We start from the raw sequence: 10,644 nt of genomic DNA, 5'->3' as shown, positions 1-10,644 counted from the left end.
GCGCCATCAGGATCGCCCGGGCGGAAGTCTGAGCCCGGGTACCGCAGGACATCGATAGTGAGGTGGTCTCCGGTCAAGCAACCGCGATCCCCGCACTCCCGACAGAGCTCACGTCGGGTCGGCGGAAACAGAAGGCCGGTGCAGTATGAGGGCCGGCAGATGGTGTAGTAGTTCCTTCGGGGCCCTGGTGCCGTACGGCACCAGGGCCCCTCAGCGTGTTCTATGAGAGAGGTGCAATGACAGCAGAGAACCCGACCGGCCCGCTCGGCGGTCACCTGGACGACGACGACTACCCTGCCTACACGATGGGCCGGGCCGCCGAAATGCTCGGCACCACGCGAGCCCGCGAACTCGCCGCCGCACTCCACGCCGCGCTCTACGGAGACCTCGAACCCCTCGCCCGCGCCGTCCCTCCCACACCCTGACACTCACACAACCACCCGGGCCCCTCTCTCCTGCACCGTCCGCCCGTACGCGCCGCAGTCGGGAAACGGGCTCCTCGGAGGCGCGGCGGCGGTGCCATCACAAGGTGGGCCGGGGCCCCGCGGCGCGGCGGAGGCGGTTGGCGATCGCCAGTCCCAGTCCCTCCTCTGTCAGCAGCGAGGCGAGGATGAGGTCGACCCTTGCTGATCGAGCTCGCGCAGGAACCCGTACAGTTCGCGCGCGTAGGTGTCCAGGGAAGCGGGGTCCGCCACCACGGCGTGCGCCTTCACCGTGGCGTCGACGAAGGCGGATGGCAGGAAGACGCCCACCTGTCGACCCGACCGCTGCGCCAGCTCCGCTTCGGACATGACCTTGTCCGGTTCGACGAGGACTACCCGGGCGCGCGGTGCGTAGTGCAAGGGATGCTGGCCCGGCCCCCGTACGCGGCTTGCTGAAGGGACGGCGAGCGGTCGTCCCAGCGCCGCCTCGAGGTCCTGGCGTGTGACCCCGCCGGGCCGGAGGAAGCTAGGGACCTCACCGATGACATCGACGATGGTGGACTCGACATCCACCTGGCACGACCCGTCATCCAGCACGAGGCCCACCCTATTCGGGCAGACTGTCGATTCTGGCGGGCGGTGAACCGATGCGCGGGAGCTGTGACGTGGTACCCCGGACGGCTGAATCCGGACAGCAGTCCGGGATTGTCATGGTGTGCTGGCGATGCGCCCGTTATTGTCCGGGCCGGACTGCTGGCCTCGAGGGCACCGGCAACCTGCCCGCCCTCCTCGGCCGAAACCTCACCACCAGTGTGGCCACCGTCTTCCAGGACGCTTCGTGCGACGGCGACACCTTCCGGACCGTCAGCCAGGGCGCCTTCGTACCGGTGACCGCTCGGTTCCGCTCCGTCGTCTTCAGCTGAGGTTCGCCCCTTGCGTCTTCTTCAGAGGCAGGCCGGACCTGCCCCAGTCCCCGGCATCGACGCTGACCGGCAGTCGGCCCGCCCCGATGCCTCGCTGGATCAGCCGCGATGGTGGCTCGGCCGGTGGCCTCCTCGAGACGCCCTACCGGTTGATCGCCAGGACAGATCCTAGATGCGAGGAAGCCAGCCATCAGCGAAGTCGGATAGGTTCCGCGCGCGCTGCGCCTTCTCCTCGAGCAGTCTGCGGAAGCCTGCCAGGGCGTAGCGCTCTCCGGTGCCCGCTCTGGGCCCGGGGATGCCGGCCACGGTGGCCATGCACTGCTGGGGCTGGCGCTGCCAGCCCGTCACCAGGACCCGTAGACGCAGGCGCTCCGCGCGCCGGTGCAGGTCCAGAAAGTGGAGCAGGCCGTCGACATCCATGGCCGCGACGGCGTGCAGGTCAATCAGGAGATCGCGCTCGTCCATGGTCACGGAGTCGAGCGCCCGCTGGAGAACTTCTCCTGCGCTGTGGTCGAGCTTTCCGGTGGCGCTGATCAGAACCGAGCGGCCGCAGTGCTGGACGTCCACGTTGATCAATGTTCTGCTCCCGTCTCCCGAAGGCTCCGGACCCACGGGACCCCATCCTGGCGCGACGTTGTGCAGGGCCAGTGCGCGGCGCGCTGAAGCGCCGCTAGCGGGCTCGGGCCGGGGATTCGCTGGCGACGGACGCTTCCCACGCCCGTGAGGGGCACCAGTTCGCTTCCGGGCAGCCGCCGCGATCCCGCCGCTCAGGGGGTGAGAATGCCCCTGTGGTGGTTCGCATCGGCGGCTTCAGCTGGCGGGGCAGGAGACCGGGAGTACGCGCAGTTGGAGCACGTGCGGCCCGGGGGAGAGTCCTCGGGGCTGGGTGGTGGCGCCACAGAGAGACCGCGGGCCTCGTCCCACAGCGGAGGCAGATCCGCAGGTGGTGTTGACTGAACTAGTTCCCGAGTAACCGCAGTTCAGAGGCGGTTTCTGCTAGCTTCCGGTCATGCTTGAGACAGGTGATCCCTCTCGGGATCTGATCAGCTTCGTGTTACCCCAGACCGGTGCTCTGGTGGAGGTGGCGAACCCGGCCCAGCCGTACGGGCTCCTGGATGCCACTGACGCGGTGGTGGAGCCGGTGTCCGCGTTCTCCGTCGGGGGCCGGTGGCATCAAGCCACCCGGTTGGAGGCGCGGGACTTTGCCCGCTGGATGGCGATCGCACTGAAGCCCGTCAGGGCGCACTGGCGCGGGCGGGCGGCCGGCCCCACGGCGCGGCCCGCCGCCAAGCCGTCGGCAGGAGTGCCGAACACCGTGACGGGGCGGGCGGGGCCAGGGCAGTACCAGCTGCCCACCACCGGCGAGATCGTCCCCCTCCTGCAGATCACCCCCTCCAAGACCGACGTCGAGCGCGCCCTGCTCGTCAGCCCCGAGCTCGCCGACGTCCTGGCTCTCCAGGTCGCGCCAGAACAATCGGCACAGGTCGCGGGCGATGGAACGCAGCGAGACGTGGTCGAGCTCGGGAGCCCGCTCGGTGAAGTGCTCGACCAGCAGGTCACGGACTGCCCGGCACTCGATGCCGTACGCGTCGACGATCTGCTCGACGCTGCGGCGTCCCTCGATGCGAAGCGCCCGCAGCCGCAGCGGTGCGCTGGCCGGGAGCACGCCAGCGCCCCGCCCGGATGCCGTGTCCACCCCGGGAGCGGCTTGTGGATGCTGTCAGTGCTGGCGCGCGGCGGTATCTGCCGGAAGGCGGTGGCGTCGCCACAACAGCACGGCGCCGGCCGCGCAGGCCAGCACGAGGAGGCCGTACGTGTAGAGCAGGGTCAGGCCTGGGCGGTAGGCGAGAGTGAAGCGGATGCAGACCATCAGGGGCAGGACCAGGATCTCCTCCCCATCCCATCCCAGGGGCTTGGCCACCGCACGTACCAGCAGGAACACGCCGAAACCCAGAACCGCCCAGGCGGCCAGGTACGGCCAGGGCGACCCCGGCAGCGCCACCAAAGGACCAGCAGTACCCGCCCAGCGATACGACACGTAACCGAGCCCCGCCACGAAGACCGCCAGAACCGACGCCCAGGCCAGAGAACGCAAAGGCTCCCGCAGAATCCGGGAAGGATGGACCGGCGCCGCACGCAAAAACATGTTCATACTCAGACAGATGGGGCATTACCGGCAAATGGTTGTCATACCCGAGGATGACCCCGCCCAAAAAGGCAACCGACACCACAGCCCCAAACCCCCAGCAGCCCCACACGGCCAGTCACCGCAGCCGGCCGACCCGCCCAGCGCTTAGTCGGGAGGGGCCGCCCGGGTGGCAGAGAGACCGACTTCGGGCGCGGCCTACCCGCCTTCCGTGCATACATCACGAAAGTATGAGCAATCACCCTTTTTGGCAGGGGTCCCTCAGACAGGTCTCCGCATGACGAAAGCAGCGCGTCTCCTCGTGGTCTCCGGTGTCCTCGCGGCTGGTCTGTGCGTGCCGGGAGCGGTCGCCTCGGCGGCCCCGGCTCCGGACAACTGTGGCGCCCTGCCTGGCGACTACCTGACCCTGCTCGGTCTGGCGCAGACCTACACCGGGCCCTATAGCCACGGCGGGGAGGACAACGGCACCATGACCCTGGTCATCAACCCCGACCGCAACACCCGGGCCCTGACCGACGGCGGCACCACCGGCGGCCGCGAAACGTACTCCTCCTACCTCCTGGACGCGGCGGCGGGCAGCGCCGTCCTCGCCTTCGACACCCCCGACGGCGTAGCCGTCGCCTCCCCCCAGTGCGCACCCGGGACCGCAAAGGTCAGTGCCATCAAGGGATACGTCGGCGGAGACCACAAGAACACCTTCGTCATCAGCGCCCAGTTCCTTCTGGCCAACCAGTGAGCGCGCACATGACCCCCACCCTGCGCGACACCTGCCTCGCCGCCCTCCTCGCCATCGCCCTCCTGACCCCGGCCTCGGCGGCCCTGGCCGCCGGCCCGCCCCCGCCACCCGTCATCACCAGCCTCAAAGCCACGCACCCACACAAGTACCTCCAGAAACAGCCCGGCACCAGCGGCGCCTGGATCTACTACGGCCACGCCGACAACAGCGACTCGTCCCACAACGACAGCGACTCACACAAGGGCAGCGACGACGACTGGGACCACAAGGGCAGCGACGACGGCGGGATCACTGCCCCTTCCGGATGAGATACGGCCTCGAGCACCTCAAAATCAGGAATCCGGAGCAGGCTCGTACGACCGTCGGCCGACCGACGGACCGCGTTCCGGTCCGCCTGTGTCGGCCGCGGCCGTTCACAGTGCAGCTAGTTCAGAGAAGCGCGGCCTTCCCGGCCTCGCACTCCCGGGTACGGCAGAAATTCGCTCGAAGTCTGCTCGGAGTCCGTCCGAACCCTCCCCGAACGCGTCGGGTCGCACCGGCCTGATCCCCCGAAGTCGGGGCAGAAGGCCGGATGAGGAAGGAGGTTCCGCATGCCTGGAATCCGTAGGTGGTTCGGTGTGATTGCGGACGGCGCCGCGGCGCTCGGTGAGCGTCGTACGCAGGTGCAGGCGCGGCACGAGGCCGAGCTGCTGGCCGAGCGGCAGCGGGTCACAGAGGCCCGCCGGGGCCGTCCGCGCGACCCGGACCCCGCCCGGGCGGTGCCCTGGGGTGTACGGGTCGCGGCCGAGGCCGGCTGGCGGTTCCTGGTGCTGGCGGCGGCCCTGTGGGTCATCATGCGGGTGATCGGTTCGGTCCGGCTCGTCGTCCTCGCCTTCGTGGCCGCGCTGCTGATCACCGCCCTGCTGGAACCGACGGTCGCCCGGCTGCACCGCGCGGGGCTCTCCCGGGGGCTGTCCACCGCCCTGACCGCGCTCTTCGGGTTCGTCGTCCTCGGGCTGATCGGCTGGTTCGTCGTCTGGCAGGTGCTCGACAACCTGGACAACCTGTCCGGGCGGCTCCAGGAAGGCATCGAGGAGCTGAAGCGATGGCTTCTCGACAGCCCCTTCCACGTGACCGAGCAGCAGATCAACGATGTTGCCGGCAGCCTGAGCGATGCCATCGGCACCAGCACCAGCGAGATCACCTCGACCGGGCTCCGGGGAGTGACCGTCCTGGTGGAGATCATCACCGGAATGTTGCTGGCGATGTTCTCGACGCTCTTCCTTCTGTACGACGGCAGGCGCATCTGGCAGTGGACGCTGAAGCTGGTCCCCGCCGCCGCCCGGCCGGATGTCGCCGACGCGGGACCGGCCGCCTGGGGCACCCTGACCGCCTATGTCCGCGGAACCTTGATCGTCGCCTTCATCGACGCACTCTTCATCGGTCTCGGCATCTACTTCCTGGGCGTGCCACTCGCCGTGCCCATCGCCGTGGTGATCTTCCTGGCCTCGTTCGTGCCCCTGGTGGGCGCCGTCGCGTCCGGGGCTCTCGCGGTGGTCGTCGCACTGGTCACCCAGGGGGTGTTCACCGCGCTGCTGACGCTGCTGGTAGTGCTCGTCGTCCAGCAGATCGAGGGACACGTGCTGCAGCCGTTCATCCTCGGAAGGGCCGTACGGGTCCACCCCCTGGCCGTGGTCCTGGCCGTCGCCACCGGCGGAGTGGTCGCCGGCATCGGCGGAGCGGTCGTCGCCGTCCCCCTGGTCGCCGTGTCCAACACGGTGATCGGGCACCTGCGCGCCCACGGCGGGGACGACGGTTCGGCGGATGGGTCCCCCGCGGCGGTCGAGGAGGAGCGGGCGGATCCGCCCGCGGAGCCGGACCAGGAACCTGCCTGACGCCCCGGCTGGGTCCGCAGGACGCCTACGGCCTGCAGCCCACCGCTCACGCCGAAAGGGTGATCATGGTGCATCCGGATGCCGGAGAAAGTGGCGTGGATCCGGGGAAGTTGGTTCGGTTTGAGAGGCTGGTGAAGGTGGTGCGGGAGCGGGGTGGTAACGGGCCAGGTGGGGGCCGGCCGTGGTGTCTGCCGCTGGCGGAGCGGGCGCTTGTGGCGGTCTACTACCCCACCATCCTCACGATGCGCCCAGCTCAGCCCGCTCTTCGGTATCTCTGCGGCGACCGTCTTCCGGGTGATCAACAATCTTGGGCCGCTGCTGGCCCTGGAGCCGGCGCCGCGGCCCGTGGCCGACGCGGACCGGCTGTGGATCGTGGACGGAACGCTGATCCCTCTGCGGGAGCGCAGGGTCGGCGCCTCGAGCCGCAGCTACCGGTTCTCGGCGAACGTGCAGGTCATCGATCGACGCCGACCCCCGCTTCGTGATCGCGAGCGCCCGCCCGGCACCGGGCGACAAGGCCGACGCCGGCGTCTGGCGCGCGTCGGACCTGCCCGCCAAAGCCGCCAGCGCCGCCGTCATCGCGGACGGCGCCCACCTCGGAGGAGACCCCATCGTCCCGCACCGCAGGAAATAGCCGGCCGCCCCCTCCTGCGCGGCCAGGAGGAGGACAACCAGCGCTCCACCGAGTCCCGCCGTCCCCCCTGAGGGGACGGCAGGACCCTTTGGTGTGTCTGCGGGAGGCCGCGGTCACCAGAGTTCACCGGTGACGGCCGGCTCTCGCAAGACGGTGGCAAAGCTTCCTCGGGAGGGACACGTCCCCTGGCCTCGGGAGTCCCCGTCTGGGTGGTGGCGGCGCGATATCGCCAATCTCGCCAATGCCGGGTGGTGGCTGGGAGGCGGGCGGTAGTTTCGCCGCCATGACCGTTCCTCTGCTTGATCGGCGTCCGTCGTCTCCCGGGCCGACGTCGAAGCCGCCGCCGGGGCGTCCGTCGACGGATCCGCCGACCCGTCCGGACAAGAACCCGCCGTTCCCGCCGAACAATCCGCAGCAGCCCCGGCCGGGAGGCTGACCGGTCGTGCGCGTTGACCGGCTCCCGTTCGAGGAGCTTCCCGACGAAACCCGGCAGGCGATCGCGGCCCGGGTGGGGGAGGACTGCCCGAGGGCGGAGGTGGAGTCGGGGACCAGCTCCGCGCTCGCGTCGCTGTTCTGGCCGGCGTCGGGCCCGGAGATGGTGTTCGTCAAGGGGCTGCCGCTGGACCACCCCCGGATCGGTGAGCTGCAAGCCGAAGCAGACGCTGCCCCGTTCGTTCCCGCCATCGCCCCCAGGCTGCTGTGGCAGGAGGAGGCCGGTGGGTGGCTGCTGCTCTGCTTCGAGGGCGCTCACGCGTCGGCATGGGCGTACTTCGGCGAGGACAGCGACCACCTGCAGCCGGTCGCCGCAGCCCTGCGCGAGCTGAGCCTGCTGCCCGCGCCTGACGGGGTGCGGCTGACGCCGTGGGACCGGTGGGGCGAGTACTGCGACCCGGCCCACGAAGGCCTCCTGACGGGGGATCGGCTGGTGCATTCGGATCCGGCCGCCACCAACTTCATGGTCGAGCGCAGCGGACGGGTGTGGATGATCGACTGGGCGTGGGCCATGCGGGGTCCAGCCTGGATCGACGCCGCGCTGTGGGGGTTCCGGCTGGTGCTGGACGGCAAGCAGAGCGCGGAAGAGGCGGCGCGCTGGGCCCGGACCATCCCCGCGTTCGCCAAGGCTCCTCGTGAGGGGGTACGGGTTCTTGCAGAGGCGGAGGCGCGTTCCTGGGAGGCTTGGCGCGAGCACGGGATGACCGAGCTGGACGAGACGATCACGGCCGCCCGCGCATGGGCCGCACACTGGCGCTGACGGCCAGGAGCGGCTCCACCCCGCCTGACCCGAAGGGCGGCGTGGCTGGAACACGAGGGCCCGCTGCCGATCTGAACGCTGGCGCATGTCGCACGGACGCGGAGGCTCGCACCGCAGCTCTCGATTGTCCTGCGCGTGACGGGGAATGAGGGGGAACGATACAAATCGAGGCGGCCCCCGGGGCCTTGGCTGTCGAGGGTGCGGGGCGGCTCTGTGAGCAGTGTGTGAACCCGCTCCCCGGTTCACCATCGACAGCGAGACAGCCGACCATCGTCAGCTATCCGTGGTCGGCAACTACTACCTCTCCCTGTGACGCCGAGCGGATCCGGCTGCCCGCAGCCGGTCCCGGCGGCAGGGGACGAACCCTGGCTCTCATGGAACGAGGCCCGGCCTGAAACCGGATCCGGTCGTTGAACCGGGTGGGATGCACACCTGCCGCCGGGATACCCCGAGCGCCCCCGGCGGCGTTGCCCCATGGCCCGGGCGCCTGCGCCCCGTCCCCGCCGCCCCGAGCGGCTGGATGGTTCATCGCGGGCGGCGATGTCAGCGTCGGGTGCCAGGGCCTGCCACACGGCCGGCGGCCGAACGTACGGAGGGACCCGTCGGGCAGACGAGCATCGTCGTGGTCAGTGGGCGACGAGGAAGATGGCGGCGCAGTGCGCGGTGAAGGCTGCCACGGTCAGGGCGTGGAACACCTCGTGGTATCCGAACCAGCGCGGTGAGGGGTCGGGGCGCTGGAGGGCGTAGACCACCGCACCCGCGCTGTAGAGGAGCCCGCCGGCCACGATCAAGGCGAGTACGGCCGCCCCGCCGTTGCGCAAGAAGTCGGGCAGGTAGAACACCGGTGCCCATCCCAGGGCCAGGTAGCAGGGGGTGTACAGCCAACGGGGAGCTCCGACCCACAGGACACGGAAGGCAATGCCTGCCAGCGCGCCCGTCCACACCACCCACAGGAGGACAGACCGCTGGTCAGGGGAGAGCAGGAGCACGGCGAGCGGGGTGCAGGTGCCTGCGATGATCAGGAAGATGTTGGCGTGGTCGAGACGACGCAGGACGGCCTCGCCGAGCGGTCCCCAGGTCCCGAGGTGGTAGACGGCGCTCGTCCCGAACAGCATCCAGGCGGTGACGGAGTACACGGTGCAGGCCACAGTGGCCTGCGGTGTCCCCGCCAGGCAGATGAGGACGATGCCCGCGGCCAGCGATGCGGGGACCATTCCGGCGTGAAGCCAGCCGCGTAGCTTCGGTTTGATCGGCTCCACCAGATCGGCCGCTCGCTCGAACAGGTCGGACACCGGGTGGGACTCCTCGCGTCCTCCGACCGTTGCTGCGAAAGGGGCACTGCCGGGTTCGGCGTCGTCTCGGGACACTGCTTCCCGTCCGGGCTGGGAGTGCTGGGCATCACTGGCAACCATGTGGTCATGGTAGGCGCCCGCTCGCATCAGCTCCCCAGAAGTCCGCTGCGGACGTGGCACGTTCACCCGCCTCATGTTTTTGCTCGTGGTGGTCCGCCACCGGTTGATGCCGCGAAAGTCGTGTAATTCGGCGGCTCATGGGAACGATGAGGGATCCGAACGATCCTCTCCGCTCTCCTACGTCCAAGGACCACCGATGCTTCCCGAGTTCCGCTCCCACGCGTCCGTCCCCCTTTCCCATCAGCTGGAACAGCGGCTGGGACTGGACCCCCGCCTCGAAGCCGGCCGACTCGACGTGGAGCGCGTCGCGGACATCGCCGTCGTCGCATCGGCCCACTCCGACGGATACGCGGCCACCGCGCACCTCCTCGGACTTCTGGCCGCGCTACCTGCTCCCACCGAGGTCGGAGAGCACTTCTGGTCGGACTTGTGGAGGTCTTCGGGCTCCCTCTACCTGCTTCCTGCCAACATCAAGGAGTACGTGCTCAGTTCGCTGGCGGGAGAAGGCACCGGTCTGGCAGGACAGATCCTCTCGGCCTTCGATGAGATGACCCCGCCCCAGCGCATCGCAGCGGGGGAGGTCATCGGCCAGGCGCTCTCCGAATCCGACCACCTACCCGACCTCAAAACGCAGGTCATCGGCGAGCTATGGCTCCGGGACCTCGAACTCACCGCCTGGCGCGTCCTGCACGCCGACCACAAATCAGCCGACCCGGCCAGACGGAAAGCCTTCCTCGCCGCATGGACGAGTGCCTGATGGACAAGGTCGCCTGTGCCGTTCGGCCCCGCCGGCGCCCGTAGAGCGGATGAGGGGGGATGCCTGACACCTTCCCTCTCCTCACCCCCCGATCGCCAGGCGCCCCTCGCTCAGTTGGGCAAGGGAGAACTGCGTAGCGGCAAGCCCGCTCCAGGCAGCCTGGCAGCCTCCACGACAACGACGTTGCGTTCGTTTTCGTACAGGACCTCACCCCCGCGAGGACCGCTCCAGCGGTCCACCGCGTCAGAACCGCCCTGATACGGCCTCGACCAGCTCAACTTCGCGACGATCTCGCTGCCGCACCCTGCAGCCGACGGCGAGCACTCAAAAGCGCTGCGCCGGGGGTGAATCAATATCTGCCACCGCGACCTAAGAATTTAACGGATCCCGCGAGGAGAGTTCCTACCGCCACGCGGCAGCAGGAAATATTCAGCGCACACAAGCCGCCGCAGCGTGCTACTGTCGATCTCGGTTGCAGTTTTGGTACC

At 69.4% G+C, this 10,644-nt stretch carries 12 protein-coding genes and 2 pseudogenes; 8 read left to right on the top strand and 6 right to left on the bottom strand.

The genetic code is table 11. The annotated features are described in order from the left end of the window. Positions 1 to 236 precede the first annotated feature (236 nt). Positions 237 to 341 (top strand): annotated as a pseudogene (locus K7B10_RS00235) (MerR family transcriptional regulator); the annotation flags it as partial. A gap of 181 nt (positions 342 to 522) precedes the next feature. Here K7B10_RS00235 and K7B10_RS41845 read toward each other — a convergent pair. Next, positions 523 to 597, bottom strand: coding sequence for a hypothetical protein (locus tag K7B10_RS41845; RefSeq protein ID WP_504967674.1), 75 nt, complete (start codon positions 595 to 597; stop codon positions 523 to 525). Next, entirely contained in the window at positions 594 to 1,019 is a 426-nt protein-coding gene (locus K7B10_RS00230) for a Sua5 family C-terminal domain-containing protein (RefSeq protein ID WP_504967661.1), read from the bottom strand. Before K7B10_RS00230 ends, K7B10_RS41845 begins: the two co-directional genes overlap by 4 nt. 113 nt (positions 1,020 to 1,132) lie before the next feature. On the opposite strand from K7B10_RS00230, the gene K7B10_RS00225 reads away from it, so the two are divergent. Then, a complete protein-coding gene (locus tag K7B10_RS00225) occupies positions 1,133 to 1,345 on the top strand; it encodes a hypothetical protein (RefSeq protein ID WP_229333925.1) in 213 nt (70 codons plus the stop codon). 168 nt (positions 1,346 to 1,513) lie between these two features. On the opposite strand, the gene K7B10_RS00220 is transcribed toward K7B10_RS00225, so the two are convergent. The 3 genes from K7B10_RS00220 to K7B10_RS00210 form a co-directional block, all read right to left on the bottom strand. Next, a complete protein-coding gene (locus tag K7B10_RS00220; RefSeq protein ID WP_229333924.1) occupies positions 1,514 to 1,912 on the bottom strand; it encodes an STAS domain-containing protein in 399 nt (132 codons plus the stop codon). A 487-nt stretch (positions 1,913 to 2,399) separates the two neighbouring features. Further along, positions 2,400 to 3,011, bottom strand: a complete 612-nt coding sequence (locus K7B10_RS00215; protein WP_229333923.1) for a hypothetical protein — start codon at positions 3,009 to 3,011, stop codon at positions 2,400 to 2,402. A 54-nt stretch (positions 3,012 to 3,065) separates the two neighbouring features. Then, positions 3,066 to 3,497 (bottom strand): hypothetical protein, encoded by a 432-nt coding sequence (locus tag K7B10_RS00210; protein ID WP_229333922.1) that lies wholly within the window; start codon positions 3,495 to 3,497, stop codon positions 3,066 to 3,068. A 271-nt stretch (positions 3,498 to 3,768) separates the two neighbouring features. On the opposite strand from K7B10_RS00210, the gene K7B10_RS00205 reads away from it, so the two are divergent. From K7B10_RS00205 to K7B10_RS00185, 5 genes and pseudogenes are all read left to right on the top strand, one after another. After that, on the top strand, positions 3,769 to 4,227 hold the full coding sequence (locus K7B10_RS00205) for a hypothetical protein (RefSeq protein ID WP_229333921.1): 459 nt from the start codon (positions 3,769 to 3,771) through the stop codon (positions 4,225 to 4,227). 8 nt (positions 4,228 to 4,235) lie between these two features. Next, a complete protein-coding gene (locus tag K7B10_RS00200; protein ID WP_229333920.1) occupies positions 4,236 to 4,535 on the top strand; it encodes a hypothetical protein in 300 nt (99 codons plus the stop codon). Between the two features lie 282 nt (positions 4,536 to 4,817). Then, positions 4,818 to 6,101, top strand: a complete 1,284-nt coding sequence (locus tag K7B10_RS00195) for an AI-2E family transporter (protein ID WP_229333919.1) — start codon at positions 4,818 to 4,820, stop codon at positions 6,099 to 6,101. Positions 6,102 to 6,166: 65 nt separating this feature from the next. Then, a pseudogene (locus K7B10_RS00190) lies at positions 6,167 to 6,773 on the top strand (transposase family protein); the annotation flags it as partial. A gap of 404 nt (positions 6,774 to 7,177) precedes the next feature. After that, positions 7,178 to 7,987: a protein kinase family protein gene (locus tag K7B10_RS00185; RefSeq protein WP_229333918.1), complete on the top strand. Its 810-nt coding sequence runs from the start codon at positions 7,178 to 7,180 to the stop codon at positions 7,985 to 7,987. A 626-nt stretch (positions 7,988 to 8,613) separates the two neighbouring features. On the opposite strand, the gene trhA is transcribed toward K7B10_RS00185, so the two are convergent. After that, entirely contained in the window at positions 8,614 to 9,399 is a 786-nt protein-coding gene (trhA, locus tag K7B10_RS00180) for a PAQR family membrane homeostasis protein TrhA (RefSeq protein WP_229333917.1), read from the bottom strand. Between the two features lie 196 nt (positions 9,400 to 9,595). Between trhA and K7B10_RS00175 the strand changes: the two genes are divergently transcribed. Continuing rightward, a complete protein-coding gene (locus K7B10_RS00175; RefSeq protein ID WP_229333916.1) occupies positions 9,596 to 10,156 on the top strand; it encodes a hypothetical protein in 561 nt (186 codons plus the stop codon). The last annotated feature ends 488 nt before the right edge of the window (positions 10,157 to 10,644 follow it).

It is taken from the genome of Streptomyces flavotricini, from assembly GCF_020639365.1.
GTDB classification, from domain to species: Bacteria; Actinomycetota; Actinomycetes; order Streptomycetales; family Streptomycetaceae; genus Streptomyces; species Streptomyces flavotricini.
The sequence above is the reverse complement of the archived record's forward strand: the minus strand, read 5'-3'. Positions and strand labels throughout refer to the sequence as shown.